The sequence below is a fragment of the Ancylobacter dichloromethanicus genome (assembly GCF_018390645.1).
Lineage (GTDB): Bacteria > Pseudomonadota > Alphaproteobacteria > Rhizobiales > Xanthobacteraceae > Ancylobacter > Ancylobacter dichloromethanicus.
Genome location: NZ_JAHBGC010000005.1, coordinates 212,223 through 235,661, shown reverse-complemented (window position 1 = coordinate 235,661; position 23,439 = coordinate 212,223). Strand labels below are relative to the sequence as shown.

22 protein-coding genes are annotated in these 23,439 nt (G+C 67.8%); 17 read left to right on the top strand and 5 right to left on the bottom strand.

The features are described from left to right. Positions 1 to 10: 10 nt before the first annotated feature. The gene (locus KHC23_RS03575; protein ID WP_213369602.1) at positions 11 to 838 is read right to left on the bottom strand and encodes an ABC transporter ATP-binding protein; all 828 of its coding nucleotides are present in this window, start codon (positions 836 to 838) and stop codon (positions 11 to 13) included. Continuing rightward, positions 835 to 1,857 (bottom strand): ABC transporter substrate-binding protein, encoded by a 1,023-nt coding sequence (locus tag KHC23_RS03570; protein WP_213369600.1) that lies wholly within the window; start codon positions 1,855 to 1,857, stop codon positions 835 to 837. Before KHC23_RS03570 ends, KHC23_RS03575 begins: the two co-directional genes overlap by 4 nt. A gap of 413 nt (positions 1,858 to 2,270) precedes the next feature. On the opposite strand from KHC23_RS03570, the gene KHC23_RS03565 reads away from it, so the two are divergent. The 8 genes from KHC23_RS03565 to KHC23_RS03530 all read left to right on the top strand — a co-directional run bounded on the left by KHC23_RS03565 (position 2,271) and on the right by KHC23_RS03530 (position 10,858). Further along, positions 2,271 to 3,428 (top strand): transporter substrate-binding domain-containing protein, encoded by a 1,158-nt coding sequence (locus KHC23_RS03565; RefSeq protein ID WP_213369598.1) that lies wholly within the window; start codon positions 2,271 to 2,273, stop codon positions 3,426 to 3,428. Between the two features lie 30 nt (positions 3,429 to 3,458). Beyond that, positions 3,459 to 4,073, top strand: coding sequence for an ANTAR domain-containing response regulator (locus KHC23_RS03560; protein WP_213369597.1), 615 nt, complete (start codon positions 3,459 to 3,461; stop codon positions 4,071 to 4,073). A gap of 269 nt (positions 4,074 to 4,342) precedes the next feature. After that, the gene (locus KHC23_RS03555; RefSeq protein WP_246544175.1) at positions 4,343 to 5,173 is read left to right on the top strand and encodes a nitrilase family protein; all 831 of its coding nucleotides are present in this window, start codon (positions 4,343 to 4,345) and stop codon (positions 5,171 to 5,173) included. A 53-nt stretch (positions 5,174 to 5,226) separates the two neighbouring features. Further along, the gene (locus KHC23_RS03550) at positions 5,227 to 6,384 is read left to right on the top strand and encodes a substrate-binding protein (protein WP_213369595.1); all 1,158 of its coding nucleotides are present in this window, start codon (positions 5,227 to 5,229) and stop codon (positions 6,382 to 6,384) included. A 378-nt stretch (positions 6,385 to 6,762) separates the two neighbouring features. Continuing rightward, entirely contained in the window at positions 6,763 to 7,599 is an 837-nt protein-coding gene (locus KHC23_RS03545) for a branched-chain amino acid ABC transporter permease (protein WP_213369594.1), read from the top strand. After that, positions 7,592 to 9,421: a branched-chain amino acid ABC transporter ATP-binding protein/permease gene (locus KHC23_RS03540; protein ID WP_213369592.1), complete on the top strand. Its 1,830-nt coding sequence runs from the start codon at positions 7,592 to 7,594 to the stop codon at positions 9,419 to 9,421. The genes KHC23_RS03545 and KHC23_RS03540 overlap by 8 nt, the downstream gene beginning before the upstream one ends. Further along, entirely contained in the window at positions 9,418 to 10,116 is a 699-nt protein-coding gene (locus KHC23_RS03535) for an ABC transporter ATP-binding protein (RefSeq protein WP_213369585.1), read from the top strand. The genes KHC23_RS03540 and KHC23_RS03535 overlap by 4 nt, the downstream gene beginning before the upstream one ends. Before the next feature lie 10 nt (positions 10,117 to 10,126). Further along, positions 10,127 to 10,858, top strand: coding sequence for a DUF1028 domain-containing protein (locus KHC23_RS03530; RefSeq protein ID WP_213369583.1), 732 nt, complete (start codon positions 10,127 to 10,129; stop codon positions 10,856 to 10,858). A 93-nt stretch (positions 10,859 to 10,951) separates the two neighbouring features. On the opposite strand, the gene KHC23_RS03525 is transcribed toward KHC23_RS03530, so the two are convergent. The 3 genes from KHC23_RS03525 to choX all read right to left on the bottom strand — a co-directional run bounded on the left by KHC23_RS03525 (position 10,952) and on the right by choX (position 14,114). Continuing rightward, positions 10,952 to 11,287, bottom strand: coding sequence for a hypothetical protein (locus KHC23_RS03525; protein WP_213369581.1), 336 nt, complete (start codon positions 11,285 to 11,287; stop codon positions 10,952 to 10,954). A gap of 266 nt (positions 11,288 to 11,553) precedes the next feature. Further along, entirely contained in the window at positions 11,554 to 13,104 is a 1,551-nt protein-coding gene (gene betC / locus KHC23_RS03520) for a choline-sulfatase (RefSeq protein ID WP_213369579.1), read from the bottom strand. A 65-nt stretch (positions 13,105 to 13,169) separates the two neighbouring features. Beyond that, positions 13,170 to 14,114, bottom strand: coding sequence for a choline ABC transporter substrate-binding protein (choX, locus tag KHC23_RS03515; RefSeq protein ID WP_213369577.1), 945 nt, complete (start codon positions 14,112 to 14,114; stop codon positions 13,170 to 13,172). Positions 14,115 to 14,266: 152 nt separating this feature from the next. On the opposite strand from choX, the gene KHC23_RS03510 reads away from it, so the two are divergent. The 9 genes from KHC23_RS03510 to KHC23_RS03470 all read left to right on the top strand — a co-directional run bounded on the left by KHC23_RS03510 (position 14,267) and on the right by KHC23_RS03470 (position 23,420). Continuing rightward, positions 14,267 to 15,172 carry a LysR family transcriptional regulator gene (locus tag KHC23_RS03510; RefSeq protein ID WP_213369575.1) on the top strand — a complete coding sequence of 302 codons (906 nt, stop codon included), beginning with the start codon at positions 14,267 to 14,269 and terminating at the stop codon, positions 15,170 to 15,172. 264 nt (positions 15,173 to 15,436) lie between these two features. Beyond that, positions 15,437 to 16,558, top strand: coding sequence for a transporter substrate-binding domain-containing protein (locus KHC23_RS03505; RefSeq protein ID WP_213369774.1), 1,122 nt, complete (start codon positions 15,437 to 15,439; stop codon positions 16,556 to 16,558). After that, on the top strand, positions 16,558 to 17,214 hold the full coding sequence (locus KHC23_RS03500; RefSeq protein ID WP_213369573.1) for an ANTAR domain-containing response regulator: 657 nt from the start codon (positions 16,558 to 16,560) through the stop codon (positions 17,212 to 17,214). The genes KHC23_RS03505 and KHC23_RS03500 overlap by 1 nt, the downstream gene beginning before the upstream one ends. Before the next feature lie 19 nt (positions 17,215 to 17,233). Further along, complete coding sequence (locus KHC23_RS03495) at positions 17,234 to 18,472, top strand: urea ABC transporter substrate-binding protein (RefSeq protein WP_213369571.1); 1,239 nt, start codon at positions 17,234 to 17,236, stop codon at positions 18,470 to 18,472. Between the two features lie 480 nt (positions 18,473 to 18,952). Beyond that, positions 18,953 to 19,825 (top strand): ABC transporter permease subunit, encoded by an 873-nt coding sequence (locus KHC23_RS03490; protein ID WP_213369569.1) that lies wholly within the window; start codon positions 18,953 to 18,955, stop codon positions 19,823 to 19,825. Between the two features lie 22 nt (positions 19,826 to 19,847). After that, positions 19,848 to 20,924, top strand: a complete 1,077-nt coding sequence (locus tag KHC23_RS03485) for a branched-chain amino acid ABC transporter permease (protein ID WP_213369568.1) — start codon at positions 19,848 to 19,850, stop codon at positions 20,922 to 20,924. Continuing rightward, entirely contained in the window at positions 20,924 to 21,691 is a 768-nt protein-coding gene (locus tag KHC23_RS03480) for an ABC transporter ATP-binding protein (RefSeq protein ID WP_213369566.1), read from the top strand. Before KHC23_RS03485 ends, KHC23_RS03480 begins: the two co-directional genes overlap by 1 nt. Continuing rightward, complete coding sequence (locus KHC23_RS03475; protein ID WP_213369564.1) at positions 21,684 to 22,397, top strand: ABC transporter ATP-binding protein; 714 nt, start codon at positions 21,684 to 21,686, stop codon at positions 22,395 to 22,397. The genes KHC23_RS03480 and KHC23_RS03475 overlap by 8 nt, the downstream gene beginning before the upstream one ends. A 30-nt stretch (positions 22,398 to 22,427) precedes the next feature. After that, positions 22,428 to 23,420 carry an acetamidase/formamidase family protein gene (locus KHC23_RS03470; RefSeq protein WP_213369562.1) on the top strand — a complete coding sequence of 331 codons (993 nt, stop codon included), beginning with the start codon at positions 22,428 to 22,430 and terminating at the stop codon, positions 23,418 to 23,420. The last annotated feature ends 19 nt before the right edge of the window (positions 23,421 to 23,439 follow it).

Sequence of the window (23,439 nt, the reverse complement as noted above, 5' to 3'; positions counted from 1 at the left end):
CGCGCTCCTCCTATTGCCGCGTCACGTCGAGATCGGCCCAGATGCGCCGGACATAATCGACGAATCCCGCGCTCTCGCGGGCGGCGATCATGTCGGTGCGCTCGGTGCCCAAAGCGATGTCGTAGACCGCCTTCACCCGTGTCGGGCGCTTGGTCAGCACGATGACGCGGTCGGCGACCGACACCGCCTCCTCGATGTCGTGGGTGATCAGCAGCACCGAGCGCCGGCTCTCGCGCACCAGCCGGGCGGTATCGCTCTCGATCAGCAGCTTGGTCTGGAAGTCGAGCGCGGCGAAGGGCTCGTCGAGCAGCAGCACGTCCGGCTCGTTCACCAGCGTGCGGGCCAGCGCCACGCGCTGGCGCATGCCGCCCGACAGCGTGGTCGGGTAGTGATCGGCGAAGCCGTGCAGGCCGAGCTGGTCGAGCATCACATGGGCGCGCTCCTCGGCCTCGGAAAGGCCGACGCCGCGTATCTCCAGCCCGAGCATCACGTTGCGCAGCGCCGTGCGCCAGGGCAGCAGCAGGTCCTTCTGCAGCATGTAGCCAACGCCGGCGGGCTGGCCGGACATCTCCTTGCCGAACCAGCCGATGCGCCCGGCATCGGGGGCGATGAGGCCGCACAGCGTGTTGAGCAGCGTGGTCTTGCCGCAGCCCGAGGGGCCGACGATGGCGACGATCTCGCCCTCGTTCAGCGTCAGCGACAGGTCGCCGATGACCGGCACGACGCGCCCGTCGGCATCGAAGCTCTTGGCCACATGCGCGACCACGAGGGGCGGCGCGCCGGCCGCCGCCGGTGCGCCCGCCCGTGCCGCGAGGGCGGGGGAGACCACCGCGCTCACCCGAGCTGCTTGACGGCCTTGTCGGCGAAGGAATTGTCGATGATCTCGTCGAAGCTCACCGTGCCCTTGATGTTGCCGAGGTAGAGCTGCATGTCCATCAGGTTCTTCCACTGGTCGGGCTTGGTGACCACCGACTGCGCCGGAATGAGATATTTCAGCTCGGCGTCGATCGCCTTGTCGACCACCTCGCCCGGCAGGTCGGGGAATTCGAGCCGCGCCACCTTCTTGGCGAAGGCCGGGTCGGCATAGGTCTTGCGCGAGGCTTCCTCGAAGGCGGTGACCAGCGCCTGCACCATCTCCGGGTCCTTCTCGATGGTCGAGGGCAGCACCATGATGCCGGTGTTGCAGAACGGGCCGATATAGTTCGAGAAGTCGAACACCACCTTGGAGCCCTGCGCCTCGGCGGCGGCGACGCTCGGCTGGTAGGCCACCGCCATGTCGGCCTGGCCCGCCAGCATGGCGCCGATCTCGGTGCCGGGATTGACCGGCACGATGGTCACATCGGTGCCGAGCTTGAGGCCGGCCTGCTCGACCATGCGCTTGGTGACGGAATAATTGGTGTTGGGCTCGGGCGAGGTGACGACCTTCTTGCCCTTGAGGTCCTTCGGGTCGGTGAAGGGCTCCATGGTCTTCGACACGCCGAAATAATGCGCCCGCTGCACCACCGTGCCGACGACGACGCCGGGGCCGCCATTCTCGCGCGAGATCTGCGCCATGGTGGCGTCGCCGATGGCGAAATCGGCGGAGCCGCCAAGCACGGCGGCGAAGGTCTGGGTGTCGCCGCCGGCGGCGGAGACCTTCATGTCGAGGCCGTGCTTCTCGAAGATGCCGTCATGCATGCCGACATAGAGGTTGATGTAACCGAGATTGTGCACCGCCTCGCTGAAATTCACCGTCTTCAGCGTCGCCGCACGGGCGCGGGAGGAGATGTAAGGCATCGCGACGAGGCCGCCGGCCGCCACCGCCGTGACCTTGAGAAAATTGCGGCGATCGACGCCCTTTGGGAAGAAATTGGACATGTGCGCTCTCCGGTTCCCGAAATATTCGAGATGTTGGCACCATGAGAAATCTCCCCCCGCAGTGAGACAAGGCGAAATAGAACGCAGGAATCTCCCCTTCCACGCCGCTGGAGAAACGCAACCTCCATAATGACGCTTTTGACACCACGCCTGATCAATCCGTGACACCCCCGCGCCCATGCCGACGGCTTGGCGATGATGATTTTGGCGCGGTTCCCGGCTTAATGTCAGTTTTGCCAGAATGGGCGCCCGATAAATCAGCAGCCCGCCGCCTCGTCGACCCGCGCGGCGGCGCACTTGACCTGCCGCGTGCGCGCGCGCCAAAAACGGGCCGGGCCGGGTTCACGCGGAACGTCGGACCGGCGCACGGCGCATGGCGCGCCGGGTGGCAATGGGCAGATGGGCAGGCGCCGGTGGCGAATTTCGGCAACGCAGAACAGGGTTCCGGCGCGGCGGGCGCGCTCTGGCGGGTCGGCGTGCTGTTTTCCCGCAAGGGGCACATGCGCGAGCCGGAGACCGAGCATTTCCGCGGCACGGCGCTCGCCATCGAGGAGATCAACCTGGCGGGCGGCGTGCTCGGCCGGCCGATCGAACCGGTCTGCTACGACCCGGAATCGAGCCCGGAACTGTATCGCCGCTATGCCGAGCGCCTGCTCACCGAGGACGGCATCAGCACCATTTTCGGCTGCTGCACCTCCTCCTGCCGCAAGGCCATCCTCGCCACGGTGGAGCGCCGCAACGCGCTGCTCTGGTACCCCTCGCTCTATGAGGGCTTCGAGTACTCGCCGAACGTGATCTACACCGGCGCGGCGCCGAACCAGAACAGCCTCCAGCTCGCCCGCCATCTGCTCGCCGCCTATGGCCCGCGCTTCCATCTCGTCGGCTCGGACTACATCTATCCCCGCGAATCGAACCGCATCATGCGCGACCTGGTCTCGCGCGAGGGTGGCGAGGTGGTGGCGGAAACCTATGTGCCGGAACAGCCGCACGAGGACCAGATCCGCCGCGTGGTGGAGGATATCCGCCGTCGCGCGCCCTCGGTGGTGTTCTCCACCGTGGTCGGCCAGGGGGCGCACCTGCTCTACCGCATCTTCCGCGAGGCCGGGCTCGACCCGCGCACCATGCCGATCGCCAGCCTCACCATGGCGGAGGGCGAAATCCGCGCCATCGGGCCGGAGCTGTGCGTCGGCCATATCACCTCGGCGCCCTATTTCTCCACCGTCGACACCCCGGCCAACCGCCGCTTCGTCGAGGCCTACCGCGCCCGCTTCGGCCGCGACGCGGCGGTGACGATGTATGCCGAGGCGGCCTATTTCCAGATCCACCTGTTCGCCGACGCCCTCAAGCGGGCGAAGTCGCTCGACACCCAGCGCCTCGTCGACGCCGCGCTCGGCACCGAGTTCGACGCCCCCCAGGGCCGCATCCGCGTCGACCCCGACAACAACCACACCTATCTTCTGCCGCGCATCGGCCTGGTCAACGAGCACGGCGAATTCGACGTGGTGTGGCAGGCCAGGGCGCCGGTGAAGCCGGACCCCTATCTCGTCGACCACATTTACGACCATGCGTGAGGGCCGGCCAAACCCGCGGAGGCGCCGCGCATGAGCGCCTCGCAGCTCATCCAGAACCTGCGCAACACCCGCGTCGCCGTGGTGCACCCGCGCGACCAGGACGGCGACGATCTGGTGCGCCAGCTCCAGCGCATCGGCTGCCAGGTGCAGGTGGTCTGGCCGCCTCCCCCGCAGCTTCCGCTGCCGCTCGACGCGGTGTTCTTCCTGCTCGACCGCGACACCCGGATTTCCATGCCGTGGCGCATGGCCGACCTTGCCATCGCCCATATCGCCATCGTCGATTACGAGAACCCGACCGTGCTGAAGGCCCTGCTGGATTCCAGCGCCCATGGCGTGCTGGTGCGCCCGATCCGCGCCTCCGGCGTGCTCTCCAGCCTGGTGCTGGCGCTGTCGCAGCGCGGCTATGAGGGGCGGCTGCTGGCCAAGATCGGCAAGCTGGAGGACACGCTGCGCACCCGCCGCGACGTCGAGAAGGCGACGCGGCTGCTGATGGGGCTGCGCAACCTTTCCGAGGACGAGGCCTACCAGTTCCTGCGCAAGCAGGCCACCGCCAAGCGGGTGCCGATCGGCACCATTGCCGGCTCCATCATCAACGCCCACGCCATGCTGGCGGAACTCGACCGCGACGGCGAGGCCGAAAAGTAAGGCATGCTGCCCAACACCTAGGCAAACAATCGGCTGCCTCGTTACCGGGCATTTGCGCTTGACATACCTCTGGCGCTGCGCTTCCATGCCGTCAGCGTTCATTGAGCGCGGCGGCAGCGTTGCCGTTCCACATCCAGGCTATGCAGCCCTCGATGGTGCCGGAAGGCACTGCCGGGGGCTTTTTGTTTTCACGCCGCGGGGCACCGCGGCGATCGAAGAGGTGCGCCCCTATGCCGAGTTCGAGCCTTGTCCGCGTGGCCTGCCTGCAGATGGAGCCGCGCTTCGGCGACACAAGCGCCAATGTCGAGCATTCGCTCGCCCTCATCGCCCGCGCCGCCGATGCGGGCGCCACGCTGCTGGTGCTGCCGGAACTCGCCAATACCGGCTATGTGTTCGAAACCCGCGAGGAGGCCTTCGCGCTGGCCGAGACCATTCCGGACGGGCCGACCTGCCTCGCCTGGGCCAAGATCGCCAATGAGCGCGGCCTGCACATCGTCGCCGGCATCACCGAGCGCGAGGGCACCTCGCTCTACAACAGCGCGGTGGTGATCGGGCCGCAGGGCCATGTCGGCACCTATCGGAAGATGCATCTATGGGGCAACGAGAACCTGTTCTTCGAGCCCGGCAATAACGGCTTCCCGGTGTTCCACACCGCCATCGGCCGGATCGGCGTCGCCATCTGCTACGATGGCTGGTTCCCCGAGACCTACCGGCTGCAGGCGCTGCAGGGCGCGGACATCGTCTGCGTGCCCACCAACTGGGTGCCGATCCCCGGCCAGGCCGAGGGCCGCGAGGCGATGGCCAACATCCTCACAATGGGCGCCGCCCATTCCAACTCGCTCTACATCGCCTGCGCCGACCGCATCGGCACCGAGCGCGGCCAGCCCTTCGAGGGCCAGAGCCTGATCGTCAGCTACACCGGCTGGCCCGTCGCCGGCCCGGCCAGCCGCGACGGCGAGGAGATCGTCTCCGCCGAGATCGACCTCGGCGCCGCCCGCCGCGCCCGCAACTGGAACGACTTCAACCAGGTACTGCGCGACCGGCGCACCGATGTCTATGCCGAGATGCTCGGCTCGCAGATTTCCCGGGGCTGGTACTGAGCCCTTCGCCGCCTACCGCTGAAAAACAACCCATAACCTTCCGGAGAAAGCCTATGTCCCGCATTTCCCTGCTGATGGCCGGCGTGTTCGCCGCCGGCCTGCTCGCCGGCCCCGCGCTGGCCGCCGACGACACCATCACCATCGGCATCCCCGTCGGCCTGTCCGGCGCCAATTCGGTCGTCGCCCCCTCGGTGGTGCAGTCGGCCGAACTGGCGGTCGAGGAGATCAACGCCAAGGGCGGCATCCTCGGCAAGAAGGTGGTGCTGGAAGTCGCCGATGACGCCTCGGGCGCCGCCGGCGCGCAGAAGGCCTTCGATTCGCTGATCTTCCAGAAGAAGGTCGACGCGCTGATCTCGATGGAGACCTCAGCGGCGCGCAATGCCGGCCTGCCGATCGTCAATCGCGGCAAGGTGCCCTACATCTACACCTCGTTCTATGAGGGCCGCTCCTGCAGCCCGTTCATGTATGTCAACGCCTGGGTGCCGGACCAGCAGGTCGCCCCGATCGTCGACTTCTTCAACAAGGAAGGCGCCAAGACCTATTTCCTGATCGGCTCGGACTACGCCTTCGGGCGCGGCATGCTGGCCTTCACCAAGGACTATATCGAGAAGACCGGCGGCAAGATCGTCGGCGACGAATACGCCCCGATGGACGCCACCGACTGGACCGCCATCCTGTCCAAGGTGAAGGCCGCCAACCCGGACGCCATCGTCACCTCCACCGCCGGCGGCGCGCCGAACGTGACGCTGACCAAGCAGCTGCGCGCGGCGGGCATCAAGGCGCTCTACGGCAACCTCGCCGTCGATGAGGGTACCGCCAAGTCCATGGGCCCGGACGCCGAGGGCATCTACATCGCCGGCTCCTACTTCACCAATATCGACACCCCCGCCAACAAGGCCTTCCTCGCCGCGATGGAGAAGAAGTTCGGCGCCGACCTCAAGACCCCGAACGACCTCTCGGTGCCGGAATACGAGGCCGTCTACGCCTACAAGGCGGCGGTGGAGAAGGCCGGCACGACGGACGCCGCCAAGGTGATCCCGGCGCTGGCCGAAGTGGCGGTGGAAGGCCCGCGCGGCACCATCGTCATGAACAAGCAGCGCCACGCGCCGCTCACCATGTATCTCGGCCAGGTGAAGGCCGACGGCTCGGTCTCCATCATGTCGACCTTCGAGAATGTCGATCCCGGCGAGCAGTGCCCCAAGCTGAAGTGAGCGGGCGCACTCTTATCTCTCCCCGCCGGGGAGAGGTCGGCGCATAGCGCCGGGGGGGGTCTGCGGCGCGCTGGCCGCGCCGACCGGCCCTCACCCCAGCCCTCTCTCCGACCGGGAGAGGGGGCACCGCGCACCGCACCCACCGGTGGGCTGGCCCGATCCTTGCGGCCTGCTCTGGAACCGACCCGCCCTCGAACCGACCCGCCTTGCGACGTCATCCTGAGGTGCGGGCGCCGCGAGCCTCGAAGGATGCTCAAGCAGGATGCCACCGCTCCCCCTGGCATCCTTCGAGGCCCGGCATCGCCGGGCACCTCGGGATGACGTGGTTCCGATGCGGCCCTTCTCGACCCAACGTGCCTCAAACCCAAGGACCTTCGCATGATCGCCCAGTCGCTGGACATCGTGACGACCGCCGCCATCCTCTATGCGGTGGCGACCGGGCTGCTGCTCGTGTTCGGCGTCATGAAGATCATCAATTTCGCCCATGGGGGGCTGATGACGCTCGGCGGCTATGCCGCGCTCGTCACCACCCAGGCCGGCCTCAACCCCTGGCTCGCCATTCCCATCGCCGCACTGTTCGGCGGGGTCGCCGGCATGGCGATCGAGCGCTTCGTGGTGCGCCCGCTCTATTCGCGCCCGCTCGACGCCATCCTCGCCACCTGGGGCCTGTCGATCATCATCGGCCAGCTCATCACCCTCGCCTTCGGCCGCGGCGTGCAGTTCACCCAGTCGCCGCTGAACGGCACGCTGGACCTGTTCGGCGAGAGCTATTCCGCCTACCGCCTCGCCCTGGTCGGCATCGCCGCCGTGCTCGGCCTCGCCCTCACCGCCCTGCTGCAGGGCACGCGGCTGGGGCTGGAGACCCGCGCGGTGATCATGAACGAGGACCTCGCCCGCGGCCTCGGCATCAACAGCGGGCTGGTGCGCTTCCTCACCTTCACCCTCGGCTCGGCGCTGGCGGGGGTGGCGGGCGCGCTCATCACCCCGTTGTCCAGCGTCGATCCGTCGATGGGCGTGCCGTGGCTGGTCAACGCCTTCATGCTGGTGCTGGTGTCGGGCGCCTCGCTCCTCAGCCTGCTGTTCGCCTGCGTGGTGCTGGGCGGGGCGCAGGTGCTGGTCGCCACCCATTTCAGCCCGGTCCTGGGAGGGCTCACCATCGCCGTGCTTGCCGCCATCATCCTGCGCGTCCGTCCGAAGGGGTTCGCCCGTGACTGAAGCGCGCCGCCTCTCGCTCATCCTTGCCGTCGCCCTCGCCGCGCTGGCGGCGATCTTCGCCGGCCCCTATGTGCTCGACACCTATTCGGTCAACGTGCTCACCCGTTCGCTGCTTTATGCGGCGGTGGCGCTGACGGTCGATCTGCTGTGGGGGTTCCTCGGCGTCCTCACCTTCGGGCAATCGGTGTTCTTCGCCTGCGGCGCCTATGCGGCGGGCCTCGTTTTCACCCATATGGACTTCTCGCCGTCCAACGCCCTGCTGGCGCTCGGGCTCGGCGTCGGCGGCGCGCTGCTGGTCGCCGCCATTGTCGGCTGGCTAGCCTTCTGGCACGGCGCCTCGGCGCTGTATGCCTCCGTCATCACGCTGGTGCTGCCGATCGTGGCGACGCAGCTGCTCTATTCCGGCGGCACCTTCACCGGCTCGTCGAGCGGGCTGTCGGGCTTCATGAGCTTCGACCTGTCGATGGAAGCCTGGTTCTGGCTGTCCGGCAGCTTCCTCGTCGCGGTGACCACGCTCGCCTACATCTTCGTCAAGAGCGACGCTGGAAGGCTGCTGGTCGCCGTACGCGAGAACGAGCAGCGCTGCAAATATCTCGGCCTCGACACCTCGCGGCTGAAGATCCTGGTCTTTCTCGCCTGCGCCGCCATCGGTGCCATCGCCGGCTACATCTATGCCGGCTACGCCATGGTGGTGGCGCCGGAACTCGCCGGCTTCGTGTTCGGCACCGAGCTGGTGATCTGGACCGCGCTGGGCGGCCGCGGCACGCTGCTCGGCCCGGTATTCGGGGCGCTGATCGTTGACTACGAGAGCGCCCAGCTCGCCGGCGACTACCCCTTCGTCTGGCAGCTCATCATCGGCACGCTGTTCGTGCTGGTCATCGTCGCCTTTCCGCGCGGCCTGCTGCCGGTGGTGTTCGACGCGCCGCGCAAGCTGCTCGGCCTCCTCCGCCCGCGCGCCGCGACGCCGGCGGCCTCCGTGACGCTCTCGACCCTCGACCCCGCCGACACCCAGGGCGTCGAGCCCGGCGAGGGGCCGGCGCTGGCGGTGGCCGATGTGGTCAAGCGCTTCGGCAGCCTCACCGTGCTGGAAGGCATCGACTTCGAGGCGCGGGCCGGCGAACTCGTCAGCCTGGTCGGCCCCAATGGCGCCGGCAAGACCACGCTGATGCGCTGCATCGCCGACGGTGCCGAGCGCTCGGCCGGCTCCATCATGGTCAATGGCTACGACATCGGGCGCAAGCCGCCGGAAGCCTGCGTCGCGCTCGGTGTCGGCCGCAAATTCCAGATGGCCAATGTGTTCGAGACGCTCACCGTCGCCCAATGCCTGCAGATCGCCCGCGTGCGCCACGCCCGGCCCTCGCTCTGGCGCCGCGCCGCCGACCTGAAGCTGCCGGAAGCGGCGATGCACGTCCTCGCCACCACCGGGCTCGACCGGCAGCTTTCCACCCCCGCGCACCTGCTCTCGCACGGCATGAAGCAGGCGCTGGAACTCTCCATGGTGCTGGCGCTGGAGCCGCGCGTGCTGCTGCTCGACGAGCCCACCGCCGGCCTCACCAAGACCGAGCGCATGCAGATCGGCGCCATCCTGATCGAGCTGGCCAGGAAACAGGGCCTGTGCGTGCTGCTGGTCGAGCACGATCTCGACTTCGTGCGCGAGATCTCCTCGCGCGTCATCGTGCTGCACCAGGGCCGCATCGTGCTCGACGGCTCGGTGGAGGACGTGGTCGCCTCCGAGCTGGTCAAGCAGGTCTATGCCGGCTCCGGCCATGCCGGCATCGCCCATGAGACCGCCCCCTCCGCGCCCAAGGAGATGCCGGCATGAGCGTTCTCGCTGTCGACAACCTCTCCAGCGGCTATGCCGGCGCGGTGGTGCTGCGCGAGGTGAGCCTGGCCCTGGCGCCGGGCGAAATCCTCGCCGTGCTCGGCAAGAACGGCATGGGCAAGTCCACCCTGCTGAAATCCGTGATGGGCTTCCTGCCGAAGATGGCCGGCACGGTGGCGATCGCCGGAAGCGAGGCGACCCGCCTCTCCCCGCACCGTGTGGCGCGGCTCGGGGTCGGCTATGTCGCGCAGGAAAAGGCGCTGTTCCAGGACATGAGCGTGGAGGAGAATCTGCGCCTCGCCGTGCGCCGTCCCGATTTCGAGGCGGCATTGGCCGAGGTGGAGGCCTCCTTCCCGTTCCTGCTGCAACGGCTGAAGCAGCGCGCCGGCACCTTGTCCGGCGGCGAACAGAAGATGCTGCTGATGGCCCGCTCGCTGGCGACCGGGGCGAAGCTGCTGCTCATCGACGAGATCACCGAGGGGTTGCAGCCTTCGGTGATCGACCGGCTGGCCGGCGTCATCCGCAGCGCCCGCGAGCGCCACGGCACCACCATGCTGCTGGTCGAGCAGCACCTGCCGTTCGCCCTTGCCGTCGCCGACCGCTGGGCGGTGCTCGATCGCGGCGAGATCGCCGAAACCGGCGCCTCCACCGAGCCGGATGCGCGCATGCGCGTCCTCAGGCATCTCAGCGTCTAGGAAATCCGCCGTGACCTTCTCCATCGTCGCCCGTTGCCCGTCCACCGGCCTTCTCGGCGTCGCCGTGGCGACGGCGGTGCCGGCGGTCGGCTCCATGTGCCCGTTCACCCGGGCGAAGGTCGGTGCCGTCTCCACCCAGTCCTGGGTCAACCCCTATCTCGCGCTGGGCGTGCTCGACGCCGTGGCCGGCGGCCGCTCCGCCCGGGCGGCGCTCGATACCGCCCTCGCCGGCGACGGCGCCCGCGAGTTGCGGCAGATCGGCGTGGTGGATCGCGCGGGGGAGGCCGCCGCCTTCACCGGCTCCGGCTGCACGCCCTGGTGCGGGCAGCAGGTGGGCGAGGGCGTCGCCGTGCAGGGCAACATGCTGACGGGGCCGGACGTGATCGACGCCATGGCCGCCGCCTTCCGCGCCGGCGAAGGCGCGCCGCTGGACGAGCGGCTGATGCGGGCGCTGGAGGCCGGCGACGCCGCCGGCGGCGACAGGCGCGGGCGGCAATCGGCGAGTCTCAGGGTGCAGGGCGAGGAAGACTATTGCGCGCTCGACCTGAGGGTCGACGACCATCCCCAGCCGGTGACGGAACTGCGCCGGGTGCTGGAGATCGCCCGGCTGCAGCTGGTGCCGTTCGTGGAAGGCATGCCGAGGCGCGGCGTCCCGCCCGGGCCGGCGCCGGAGGCGGTCACCGCGATGCTGGCGCTCTCCCCGCCGCGGCGGCCCGGCGGCGGGGGTAGCGGCCCGGGCTGAACCGGTGCCGCACGCACGAAAACGGCGGCCCCTTTCGGGACCGCCGCTCGCATGCAGGGCGCCGCTGAAGCGCGGCGCCTAAAGAGCGCGCACTCAGTTGGTGCTGCGCGCGTTCTGCTCGATCTGGTTGGCGATATAGGGCTCCACGCCCTGGGTGTTGGGGCCATGCATCCCGCCCGCATTGCGGCCGTCATACATATAGCGGCCGTCATACATGGTGGCGGCGTTGCGGCCCTCGTAAACGGTGCCGTAGCCCGGCTGCGACCAGCCGCCCTGATGCGTCGCACCGTAGTTCTGCGACTGGCTGGTCTGCGGCGACCAGCCGGAATTATCGCCGATCACCGGACGGTTGGTATCGGCAAGAGCGGGGCCGACAAACGCAGCCGCAAGCACGGCACCCAGCATCGGAATGGAAACGGTCTTCTTCATAATGCAAACCCTTTGAAGAAAGCGGCCCTTTGACACAATATCCTACGGCGGAACGCGTCGAGGTCGCTTGTTTCAACTCATGTTCATCAGACAGGAACAGCGGCTGTTCCCTCTGTGAACCTGTGGGGTCAACGTGCCCCGCCGCCCATTGTTTCAGGACGTCGGGGACATTCTGGATCGCAATAGCGTGAGCAGCCGCAACTCATCTCCGCGGCAGTGCAGCAGGGAAGCGTCCGACCCTCGCCGGCGCCCAAGGGCCGGGAGGGTTAGTCGCCGCGCGGGAAGCGCTGGCTGTCCTCCAGCACGTTCAGGTCCATGTGGTTGCGCATGTAGCGCTCCGAGGCCTTCTGCAGCGGCTGGAAGTCCCAGGGGTAATAGGCGCCATTGCGCAGCGCCTCATACACGACATGCCGGCGCGCCTGGCTGGCACGCACCTCGGCATCGAAGCGGGCGAGGTCCCAGCGCGCTTCCATCGCCGCGCGCATCCGCGCGATGATGTCGGCGCAGGCCGGGTCGTCCGCCCGGTTCACCAACTCATGCGGGTCCTCGTCGAGATGGGTCAGCATCGGCGGGTCGAGGTCGCAAAGCACCAGCTTCCACGGCCCGTCGCGCAGCGCCACCAGCGGCGCCTGCGAGCCCTCGGCGGCATATTCCATCGGCACCGGGCCGCGCGCGCCGATCCCCTTCGCCGGCCCCGCCAGGCTCTCGCCATCGGTCCAGGGCATTACCCCGCGCAGGTCGAGCCCGACCAGCTCGGCCAGCGTCGGCAGCACGTCGAGCGTGGAGGCGGCACGGTCGATCCGGCCCGCCGGCAGGCCGGGGGCGGCGATCATCAGCGGCACCCGCGCCGAGCCTTCGAAGAAGCTCATCTTGAACCACAGCCCCCGTTCGCCGAGCATGTCGCCATGGTCGGAGACGAAGACGACGATGGTGTCGTCGCTCATCCGGCAGCGCTCGAGCACGTCGAGCAATTCGCCGATCTTCTCGTCGAGATAGGAGATGTTGGCGAAATAGGCCCGGCGGGAGCGGCGCACATCCTCGGCGGTCGCGGGACTGGCCGCATGGTCGCTCGCCCGCATCAGCCGCTGCGCGTGCGGGTCCTGCTGCTCGAACGGAATCGGCGGCACCACCGGGTCCAGCGCCGGGCAGTCCTCATAGAGGTCCCAGAACCGCGGGCGCGCCACATAGGGGTCGTGCGGGTGGGTGAAACTGACGGTGAGGCACCAGGGCCGGGCCTCGTGCCCGCGCGCCAGGTCGTAGAGCTTGCGCGTGGCGTGATAGGCGACCTCGTCGTCATATTCGAGCTGGTTGGTGATCTCGGCGACCCCCGCGCCGGTGACCGAGCCAAGATTATGGTACCACCAGTCGATCCGTTCGCCCGGCTTGGTGTAGTCCGGCGTCCAGCCGAAATCGGCGGGGTAGATGTCGGTGGTCAGCCGCTCCTCGAAGCCGTGAAGCTGGTCCGGCCCGACGAAATGCATCTTGCCCGACAGCGCGGTGTGGTAGCCGGCGCGGCGCAGATGATGGGCGAAGGTCGGGATGTCGGAGGTGAATTCGGCGGCGTTGTCGTAGACCCGCGTCCGGCTCGGCAACTGGCCGGACATGAACGAGGCCCGCGCCGGCGCGCAGAGCGGGCTCGCCGTATAGGTGTTGGCGAAGCGCGTGGAGCGGGCGGCCAGCGCCTTCAGGTTCGGCACGTGGAGGAAGTCGGCCGGACCGTCCGGAAACAGCGTTCCGTTGAGCTGGTCGACCATCAGGATGAGGATGTTCGGGCGGGCAGTCGGGCGGGCAGTCGGGCGGGCGGTCGGGCGGGTCATTGGCACGTTCCACGCGGCAGGCGGAAGGGAGGCCGGCGACCGGTCGCCGTCGGCCTCCGGGATCGTCACAGGCCGAGCGAGGCCTTCACCGCCGGCAGGCCCGGCTTGCCGTCGAGGGTGGTGACGCCCTCCAGCCACGGGCCGAGCACGTCGGGCTTGGCCTTCAGCAGCGCCTTGGCGGCGGCCTTGGGGTCCTGCCCGTCATCGAGGATCTTGCCCATCATGGTGTTTTCCATGGCGAGGTCGAATTTCAGGTTCTTGAACAGGGTGGCCGCGTTCGGGCAATCGGCGGGCCAGCCGGCGCGGGCCAGCGTGCGCACGTCGGCGCCGCCGAAATTGGCGCCGAAATAGGCGTCGCCACCGGAGAGATAGGTGATGTCGAAGGTCTCGTTCATCGGGTGCGGCGCCCAGGCGAGGAAGACGATCCAGTCCTTGCCGTTTTGCGAGCGCTTCACCTGCGCCAGCATCGCCTGCTCGCCCGATTCCACCACCTTCCAGTCCTTGAGACCGAAATCATTGGCGTCGATCATCTTCAGGATGTTCTGGTTGGCCGGCGCGCCGGGCTCGATGCCGTAGATCTTGCTGTCGAACTTATCGGCGTTGGCGGCGAGGTCCTTGAAGTCCTTCACCCCGCCCTCGGCGACATAGCTCGGCACGGCGAGGGTGAACTTGGCGCCCTGGAGATTGGTGCCCAGCACCTCGATGGCCTTGGCCTCGTTCAGCGCGTCGATGAACTTCTGCTGCGCCGGCATCCAGTTGCCGAGGAACACGTCGATATTGCCGTTCTTCATCGATTCGTAGCCGATCGGCACCGAAAGCGTCTTCACGTCCTGCTCGTAGCCGAGGCCGTCGAGCAGCACGCCGGCAAGCGCATTGGTGGAGGTGATGTCGGTCCAGCCGGGGTCCGACATGCGGATGGTCTTGCAGGCGGGCGCGTCCGCCGCCGCAACCGGGCCGGCGGCGAGGAGAAGGAAGGAGACGGCCGTGGCGGCCAGCGTGGTACGGGTCATCGGGAAGCACCTCTGGGAGGGGTGAGACGCGTGAAACGTTCAGGCAGCCGCCGTGTCGGGCCTGCGGCTTTCCTTGCGTGGGCGATATCAGGCAGTTAAATGTTGCAGGGTGTGAAGTCCCATATTTTCGATGAATGACATAAGCCTAACCTATGTCTGAACGTCCTCTCGACCTCGGCTGGGTGCGCGTGTTCGAGGCGGTGGGTCGGCTCGGCTCGATCACCGCCGCCGCGCGGGCGCTCGGGCTGTCGCAGCCTGCGGTGAGCTATGTCGTGCGTGAGCTGGAAACGCAGCTCGGCACGCCGCTTCTCGTGCGCGGCCATCGCGGCAGCACGCTTTCGCCGGCGGGCGAGGTGCTGCACCGCGCCGCCGTGGCGGCGGTGGCCGAGGTCGACGGCGCCGCCCGCGCGGTGCGGCGGCTCAGCCGGCGGCCGGTGGTGCGGCTGTTCACCGATTACGGCTTCGCCTCGTTCTGGATGATGCCGCGCGTCGCCGCCTTCCGCCGGGTACGGCCGGAGACCGACGTGCACATCATCGCCTCCGCCGGCGCCGATCCCGGGCTCGACGGGGCGGAGGACGTGGCGGTGCTGTTCGGCGCCGGCCGGGACTTCCCGCCCGACAGCGTGCAGTTGTTCGAAGAGTGCATCCGTCCGGTCTGCAGCCCGGGCTTCGCCGCCCGCCACGGTCTCGGCGGCGCCCCCGCGCGGATCGGCAACCTGCCGCTGCTGCATCTGGAGAGCACGCCGCAGCCGCGCTGGTTCGGCTGGAGCGACTGGTTCGCCGCGACGGGGCTCGCGCGCGGCCCCGCCGCCAGCGATCTCAGCCTCAACACCTACGGTCTCGTGGTGCAGGCGGCCATCGCCGACCAGGGCGTCGCGCTCGGCTGGGCGGGGCTGATCGACGGCGCGCTCGCCGACGGCACGCTGGTGGCCATCGGCCCGCCGCTGTCGCGCGCCGAGACCGGCTATTGGCTGGCGCCGGGCAGCACGCTGTCGGAAGCCGCCCGCGACCTCATCGCGTGGATTCTCGCCGAGGCGCGCGGCAGCGTGCCGACCTGACGGCATGGAGGCCACTCCTTTGAGGGGATGGCGCAAAAAAGATTCTTGACATTGAGGTAACTTCACGCGAGCCTAATTAAAGAGCGGCGGGCAAGGATGCCCATTGTCGCGGCACTTTCGGTGAACATTTCCAACGACGGCGTGGTTTACGCTGCTGGTTGGTGGCAACGACGCCCACGGCCTGACGGCCGGCGGGCGTTTTTTGTTTTGGGGCTTCGGCCCGGCTCGGAGCGACGCGTGTCGAAGCACTTCCGCATAGGGGTCATGTTCTCGACCACCGGACCCTACAGCGTCGTTCCCCGCTCCATGCTGAACGGGGCGCTGCTGGCGGTTGCCGAGCGCCCCGCGCCCGGAATCACCATCGAGCCGGTGATCGTCAATCCCGGCGGCGACCTCGCCCGCTATGCCGCGCTGAGCCGGGAGATGCTGCGCGACGGCATCCGCCATGTAGTGGGGTGCTACACCTCGTCGAGCCGCAAGGAAGTGATCCCCTGCTTCGAGAAGCACGACGCGCTGCTCTGGTATCCCTCGCATTATGAGGGCTTCGAGAGTTCCAACAACGTCATCTACACCGGCGCCTCGCCGAACCAGCACGTGCTGCCGCTGGTCGACCACGCGCTCGCCACGCTCGGATCAAGCGCCTTCTGCGTCGGCTCCAACTACATCTGGGCGTGGGAGAACACCCGCATCTTCCGCGAGGCGATGACCGCCCGCGGTGCCCGGGTGCTGGCCGAGCGCTATGTGGCGGTCGGCGACACCGAGATCGACCAGGTCGTCGAGGCGATCCTGGAGGCCCGGCCGGACTTCGTGTTCAATAATCTGATCGGCACCAGCAACTCCGCCTTCTTCCGCGCCTTCCGGGCCGCCTGCGTGGCGCGCGGCATCGACCAGCCGCGCGCGATCCCGGTGCTGAGCTGCACCCTCTCCGAGCCGGAGCTGGAGGAGATCGGCACCGAGGCGGTGGACGGGCATCTCAGCTCGTCGGTCTATTTCTCCTCCCTCACCTCGCCGGCCAACGACGCCTTCACCCGCTTCTATGCCGAGACCTTCCCCGACGGCCCGGCCACCTCGGCCGACGCGGAAGCCTCCTACATCGCGATGAAACTGCTCATCCTGTCGCTGGCCGAGACCGGCACCGACGATGTCGAGGCGGTGAAGGAAGCCGCCACCCGCCAGCACCTGCTGGCCCCGCAGGGCGAGGTGCGGATCGACCCGCAGACCCTGCATGCCTATCTGACGCCGCGAATCGGAATTTCGAACGCGCAGTCGCGCTTCGACCTTCTCGTCGAGGCGCCCGGCCCGGTACGGCCGGACCCCTATCTCGTCCAGTCGTCGCCGCGCTATGCGGTCGCTGCCCGCAACTCCTCACTGAGAGTGGTAAAGTGATGGCACCTCGACTGCTCCAGAACTTCAATGGCGGGCGGGCGCATATCGTCACGTCCAGCCTCACGGCGGTGGAGGCGCTCGACAAGACGCTGGGCAAGCTCGGCGTCGGCGTTGTCTATCCCGCGCTGGAGGACGGGCGCGCCAAGATCGACCTCGGCGCGCTGCAGCCCGAGCGCGACATCCTGTTCATCGACGGCGATCTCGACAACCCGGTCGCGCTCGATATCGACGCCGGCGCGCACCAGCCGCCGGTGCCGGTGATCGGCCTGGTCGGCGTGGAGGCGCCGAGCCGGCTGAAGCACCTCATCAACCTCGGCGCCTCGGCGTTCCTGCGCAAGCCGGTGCAGGGCGGCGCGGTCTATACCGCGCTGTTCCTCGGCATCAACCAGTTCCTGTTGCGCGGCGACCTTCGGGCGCGGCTCGACGACATGGATCGCCGCCGGCGCGGTCGCCGCGCGGTGGTGAAGGCCATCATCGCCCGCATGAATGAGGCGGGCGTCGATGACGACGAGGCCTATGAATGGCTTCGGCGCGAAAGCATGCGCTCGCGGCAGACCCTCGAGGCCTATTGCGAGGCGTTCATGACGGCGAGGGCGGGCCCCCTCGATGAACCGGTGCAGCTCCGTCCGGCGGAGACACGCGCGGAAAGAAGATAACCTTTCACAGGAGAAGAAAATGAACGGGAAGACCATGCGGGGGCTGCGCGCCGCAGCCCTCACGGGGACGCTTTTGCTCAGCGCCGCCCACGCTTTCGCCGCCGATCCGATCAAGCTCGGCGTGCTCGAAGACCAGTCCGGCGACTTCGCCGCCGCGACCATCGGCAAGGTGCACGCCATCCAGCTCGCCGCCGAGGAGATCAACAAGGCCGGCGGCATCGATGGCCGCCCGCTCGAACTGGTGATCTACGACACCCAGTCCGACAACACCCGCTACCAGGAATTCATGCGCCGCGTGCTGCAGCGCGACAAGGTCGACGCGGTGTTCGCCGGCTTCTCCTCCGCCTCCCGCGAGGCCTACCGGCCGATCGTCAACCAGTTCGACGGCCTCGCCTTCTACAACAACCAGTATGAGGGCGGCGTCTGCGACGCCAACATGATCGTCACCGGCGCGGTGCCCGAGCAGCAGTTCTCGACCCTCATCCCGTGGATGATGGAAAAGTACGGCAAGAAGGTCTACACCCTCGCCGCCGACTATAATTTCGGCCAGATCTCGGCCGAATGGGTGCGCAACATCGTCAAGGAGAATGGCGGCGAGATGGTCGGCGAGGACTTCATCCCGCTCGGCGTGTCGCAGTTCTCGCAGAACATCCAGAACATCCAGAAGGCCAAGCCGGACTTCGTGGTGACGCTGCTGGTCGGCACCGCGCAGGCCTCCTATTACGAGCAGGCCGCTTCCGCCAATGTCGACCTGCCGATGGCCTCCTCCGTCAATGTCGGCCAGGGCTATGAGCACAAGCGCTTCAAGCCGCCATCGCTCAAGGACATGTACGTCACCACCAACTACATCGAGGAAATCGACACCCCGAAGTCGAAGGAATTCGTCGCCAAGTTCAAGGCCAAGTTCCCGGACGAGCCCTATGTGAACCAGGAGGCCGAGAACTCCTATCTCGCGGTCTATCTCTACAAGCAGATGGTGGAGCGGGCGAAGTCGACCAAGCGCGACGACCTGCGCAAGGAGATCGCCAAGGGCGACGTCTGCATGGACGCCCCCGAGGGCAAGGTCTGCCTCGACCCCAAGAGCCAGCACATGTCGCACACCATCTATCTCGCCAAGGTCGGCGCCGATCACTCCATCACCTTCCCCAAGGTGTGGGAGGACATCAAGCCGTACTGGCTGGGCGAGGCCGGCTGCGACCTGACCAAGAGCGACCCGAGCGCGCAGTACACGCCCTCCAACCCGCCGCCGAAGAACTGATCCATCCTGACGCTCTCCGCGCCACGTCATCCTGAGGTGCCCGGCCCATGGGCCGGGCCTCGAAGGATGGTGAAGCAGAAGACCCTCGGCGGGATCATCCATCGAGGCTCGCTTCGCTCGCACCTCAGGATGACGGCCCGATCAAACGCGGGCGGCCATCCTTCACTCCACCGGCTGCCGCCTCTTCCCCTCGGCGGCAGCCGAAGGCATTGCCCCGGCCCGACCCCCCAGCTTGGCCGGGGCGATCGCCTGATCTGTTCGCCTGCCGTCCCCTCATCCCCGGGCTTGACCCGGGGAACCCAGCTGTCCCGCTGGATGAGGGGCCCCGGGATGCCATGAACGGCGTCGTTCTGAGGTGCCGGCCGACAGGCCGGCCTCGAAGGAGGCTCAACCGGACGACCCTCCCTCACCGCGCGGTTCCCACGCGCCTCGGGATGAGGTCGTTCCCTCTGAAGCGAAAGATTAAGGGCCCCACCGCACATGGATGTCGGAACTCTCGCCTTCTCCGCGCTCTACCAGTTCGGCGACGCCTTCGCCTTCCTGGTGCTGTCCGCCTGCGGCCTCGCCGTCATCTTCGGCATGATGGGCGTGATCAATCTGGCGCATGGCGAATTCATCATGTGCGGGGCCTATGTCACCGTCTCCGCCGCCCATGCCGGGGTGCCGCTGCCGCTCGCCATCGTGCTCGGCGCGCTGGTCGCGGGGCTGGTCGGCGCACTGGTGGAGATACTGGTCATCCGCCATCTCTATGACCGTCCGCTCGACACCATCGTCGCCACCTGGGGCCTCAGCCTCATCGGCACGCAGGGCACGCTGATCCTGCTCGGTTCCACCATGGCGGGGGTGGGCACGCCGTTCGGCAGCTTCACCGTCGGCGACTATTCCTATTCGTTGTACCGTCTCGTGCTGTGCGGCATGGCGGTGCTGGTGATCGCCGCGCTCTATGCGCTGTTCAACTGGACCCGCTTCGGCGTCATGGCCCGCGCCACCATCCAGGTGCCGCACATGGCCGCCGCGCTCGGCATCGACACCCGCCTCGTCTACAGCCTCACCTTCGCGCTGGGCGCGGGCCTCGCGGGCCTCGCCGGCGGGCTCTACGCCCCGACCATGACGCTGGTGCCGACCATGGGCACCACCTTCATCATGGAAGCCTTCGTCACCGTGGTGGTCGGCGGCGCCGACGTGTTCCTGGGCACCGCCCCGGCGGCGGCGGTGCTCGCCGTGGTCAAGGCCACCATGACCTCCTGGTACGGCCAGCTCGCCGGACAGATCGGCCTGCTCATGGCCGTCATCATCGTCATCCGGGTGCTGCCGCGCGGCATCTCCGGCTTCCTCCTGCGCGAGCGGGCCTGATCCCGGACACGGAAACGAACACATGAACGCGCTCTCCCGCTTCTTCCGCCGCCTCGAAGGCCCGCAGACGCTGGGCCGCGGGCCCGGCTTCTGGATCGGCTTCCTCGTCGTGTTGGCCGGCGCCTGCGCCTACCCGCTGTTCTCGGACGGCTACACGGTCGGCAACACGGTGTATTTCTTCACCTGGATCTTCATGGCGCTGGGTCTCTCGCTCATCTGGGGCTATGGCGGCGCGCTGAGCTTCGGCCAGACGGCATTCTTCGGCATCGCCGGCTACAGCTACGGCATCCTCACCATCAATTTCGGCGCCGCCTATGGCTTCACCTTCGTGGCGCTGCTGTTCGCGGTGGCGATCGCCGCGCTGTTCGCGGCGCTGCTCGGCTATTTCCTGTTCTTCGGCCGCATCTCCGGCGTGTTCCTCGGCATCGTCACCCTGTCGGTGACGCTGGTGCTGGAGCGCTTCATGGCGCAGACGGCGGGGCCGGAATGGAAGATCGGCGCCGCCCGGCTGAACGGCTTCAACGGCATGAGCAACATGCCGCCACTCACCCTGCCCTGGCCCGGCGGCGACATCGTGCTGTTCCCGGACGTGCAGCTCTATTACGTCGTGCTCGGCATGCTGGTGCTGGTCTATCTCGGCCTGCGCATCCTGGTGAACTCGTCCTTCGGCAATGTCCTCGTGGCCATCCGCGAGAACCCGGAGCGGGCGGAGATGCTGGGCTACGACATCCGCAAGTACCAGCTCGGCACCTTCGTCATCGGCGCGGCGCTGGCGGGGCTTTCGGGCGTGCTCTACACCAGCTGGGGCCAGTACATCACGCCCTCCTCCATGGGCATGACCGCCGCCGCCCTGCCCATCGTCTGGGTCGCGGTCGGCGGGCGCTCGGACCTCACCACCACGCTGGTCGGCACTATCACCGTGCTCGCCGTGTTCCAGGCGCTCACCATCCATGGCAGCCAGTACGCGCTGGTGGTGATGGGCGTCCTGCTGGTGCTCACCGTGCTGCTGGCGCCGCGCGGCCTCATCTACGCGCTGGCGCGGCTGATCGCCCGGCCCTTCTCCAGCCGTGCCTCCAACGGCCAGCCGGGAGACGCCTGATGCCGATGCTCGAAACCAAGGGCCTCAACAAGCGCTTCGGCGGGCTCCACGTCACCAACAATGTCGACCTGACGCTTCAGGCCGGCGAGGTGCATTGCCTCATCGGGCCGAACGGCGCCGGCAAGTCGACCCTGTTCCGGCTGATCCTCGGCGAGCATCTGCCGAGCAGCGGCGCCATCCTGTTCGGCGGCGAGGACATCACCAGCCTCAAGCCGTTCCAGCGCATCCGCCGCGGCATGAGCGTGAAGTTCCAGGTGCCCGGCATCTTCAAGGCGCTGAGCGTGCGGCAGAATCTCGAAATCGCGATGCAGCACCATTACGACCCGGCGGTGCTGGGCGAGGAGATCGACAGGCTGCTCGCCTTCCTCAACCTCACCGCCGACGCCGGCCGCCTCGCCGGCAATCTTTCCCACGGCCAGAAGCAGTGGCTGGAAATCGGCATGGCGATCAGCCTCAAGCCGCGCCTGCTGCTGCTCGACGAGCCCACCGCCGGCATGTCGCCGGAGGAGACCCACGCCACCGGCGAGATGGTCAAGCGCCTCAATGCGCAGGGCATGACGGTGCTGGCGGTCGAGCACGACATGGCCTTCGTGCGGCAGGTGGCGCAGCAGGTCACGGTGCTGCATCTCGGCAAGGTGTTCGCTCAAGGCTCGATCGACGAGATCGTCGCCAATGAGGAGGTCGCCGCCATCTATCTCGGCCAGACCACGGCACACGAAACCGCGCACGAGGCGGGGCATCAGCAGCCGGGAGGCGCGCATGCGTAAGGAAGTCATGCTCTCCACTCTCGGCCTGCGCGCCGGCTATGGCGGCAAGCCGGTGCTGCAAGGGCTCGACATCGAGGTGCGGCAGGGCGAGATCGTCGCCGTCATCGGCCGCAACGGCGTGGGCAAGTCGACGCTGATGAAAAGCCTGATCGGCCTCGTGCCGGCGATGGAAGGCTCCATCGTCTATGGCGACAAGCCGGTCGAGCACCTCTCCGCCTTCAGGCGGGCGCGGCTCGGCATCGGCTATGTCCCGCAGGGCCGCGACGTGTTCCCACGCCTCACCGTGGGCGAGAACATCGCGGTGGGCGGCATGCGCGCCGGCCGGGTCACCGAGACCGACCGCGCGCGCGTGCTGGACTACTTCCCGATCCTGCGCGAGCGCTGGAGCCAGCGCGCCGGCACCATGTCGGGCGGCCAGCAGCAGCAGCTCGCCATCGGCCGGGTGCTGGTGGCCAATCCGCAGCTCATCCTGCTCGACGAGCCGTCCGAGGGCATCCAGCCCAACATCGTGCAGGACATCGCCCGCATCATGGTGCAGCTCAACGCCGACACCGGCGTCACCATCGTGCTGGTCGAACAGAATATCGACATGATCCGGGCGATGGCGCAGCGCTGCTACGTCATGGACAAGGGCCGCGTCGTCGCCGAACTCACGCGCGAGGCGCTCGCCGACGGCGAAGCCATGCGCCGTCACCTCGCCGTCTGAACGGCCAGCCAGCAATCCAAGGAGAACATCATGTCCTGGCTCGAAAACTCCCTCATGGCACGCAAAGGCCTCGCCAAGGGCCAGGCGGGCGCCACCCACTCCCTCACCGAGGCCGAGCAGGGCACGTACCACTATGTCTACGGCCCCTATGTCGAGCCGGTCTTGAGGGTCGATCCCGGCGCGGTGGTGGTGGCGGAAACCCATGACGCCTTCGAGGGCGCGATCAAGAGCGAGAGCGACAACCCGCTGGAGATCCTGAACTTCCCCTATCTCAACCCGCAGAACGGCCCGATCTTCGTCAATGGCGCGGAGAAGGGCGACACGCTCGCGGTGTACATCAAGAACATCGTGCCGCGCGGCCCGCAGCCGGTCGGCACCACGCTGATCATGCCCGATTTCGGCGGGCTGGTGCCGACCAAGGACACGGCGATGCTCAACGCGCCGCTGCCGGTCAAGGTGAAGAAGCTGCATGTCGATGCCGAGACCGGCACCAAGTGGAGCGACAAGATCACCCTGCCCTATGTGCCCTTCATCGGCACCATCGGCACCTCGCCGGAGATCGAGGCGATCACCTCGCTGCAGCCGGACTACTACGGCGGCAACATGGACCTGCCCGATGTCGGCATCGGCGCGGTCATCTATCTCCCGGTGAACATCAAGGGCGGGCTGCTCTATCTCGGCGACTGCCACGCCACCCAGGGCGACGGCGAACTGTGCGGCGTAGCGCTCGAGCACCCGACCGTGACCACCATCCAGATCGACCTGATCAAGGGCTGGACGATTCCCACGCCGCGGTTGGAGACGGAAGAGTTCATCATGTCCATCGGCTCGACCCGGCCGATGGAGGACGCCACCCGCATGGCCTATCGCGACCTCATCCGCTGGATGGCGGCCGATTACGGCTTCGACGAGATCGAGGCCTATATGCTGCTGACCCAGTGCGGGCGCGTCCGCCTCGGCAACATGGTGGACCCGAAATACACGATGGGCGCCTCGATCCTGAAGTCCTATCTAACGCCCTGAGCCAAGCCCCACGGTCATG

Coding starts and splice junctions, on each gene's coding strand:
- KHC23_RS03490 (WP_213369569.1), top strand. CDS start 18,953: ATGGATGTCGGAACTCTCGCCTTCTCCGCGCTCTACCAGTTCGGCGAC.
- KHC23_RS03500 (WP_213369573.1), top strand. CDS start 16,558: ATGGCACCTCGACTGCTCCAGAACTTCAATGGCGGGCGGGCGCATATC.
- KHC23_RS03505 (WP_213369774.1), top strand. CDS start 15,437: ATGTTCTCGACCACCGGACCCTACAGCGTCGTTCCCCGCTCCATGCTG.
- KHC23_RS03560 (WP_213369597.1), top strand. CDS start 3,459: ATGAGCGCCTCGCAGCTCATCCAGAACCTGCGCAACACCCGCGTCGCC.
- KHC23_RS03480 (WP_213369566.1), top strand. CDS start 20,924: ATGCCGATGCTCGAAACCAAGGGCCTCAACAAGCGCTTCGGCGGGCTC.
- KHC23_RS03550 (WP_213369595.1), top strand. CDS start 5,227: ATGTCCCGCATTTCCCTGCTGATGGCCGGCGTGTTCGCCGCCGGCCTG.
- KHC23_RS03535 (WP_213369585.1), top strand. CDS start 9,418: ATGAGCGTTCTCGCTGTCGACAACCTCTCCAGCGGCTATGCCGGCGCG.
- KHC23_RS03545 (WP_213369594.1), top strand. CDS start 6,763: ATGATCGCCCAGTCGCTGGACATCGTGACGACCGCCGCCATCCTCTAT.
- KHC23_RS03525 (WP_213369581.1), bottom strand. CDS start 11,287: ATGAAGAAGACCGTTTCCATTCCGATGCTGGGTGCCGTGCTTGCGGCT.
- betC (WP_213369579.1), bottom strand. CDS start 13,104: ATGACCCGCCCGACCGCCCGCCCGACTGCCCGCCCGACTGCCCGCCCG.
- KHC23_RS03555 (WP_246544175.1), top strand. CDS start 4,343: ATGGAGCCGCGCTTCGGCGACACAAGCGCCAATGTCGAGCATTCGCTC.
- KHC23_RS03470 (WP_213369562.1), top strand. CDS start 22,428: ATGTCCTGGCTCGAAAACTCCCTCATGGCACGCAAAGGCCTCGCCAAG.
- KHC23_RS03485 (WP_213369568.1), top strand. CDS start 19,848: ATGAACGCGCTCTCCCGCTTCTTCCGCCGCCTCGAAGGCCCGCAGACG.
- KHC23_RS03475 (WP_213369564.1), top strand. CDS start 21,684: ATGCGTAAGGAAGTCATGCTCTCCACTCTCGGCCTGCGCGCCGGCTAT.
- KHC23_RS03495 (WP_213369571.1), top strand. CDS start 17,234: ATGAACGGGAAGACCATGCGGGGGCTGCGCGCCGCAGCCCTCACGGGG.
- choX (WP_213369577.1), bottom strand. CDS start 14,114: ATGACCCGTACCACGCTGGCCGCCACGGCCGTCTCCTTCCTTCTCCTC.
- KHC23_RS03570 (WP_213369600.1), bottom strand. CDS start 1,857: ATGTCCAATTTCTTCCCAAAGGGCGTCGATCGCCGCAATTTTCTCAAG.
- KHC23_RS03510 (WP_213369575.1), top strand. CDS start 14,267: ATGTCTGAACGTCCTCTCGACCTCGGCTGGGTGCGCGTGTTCGAGGCG.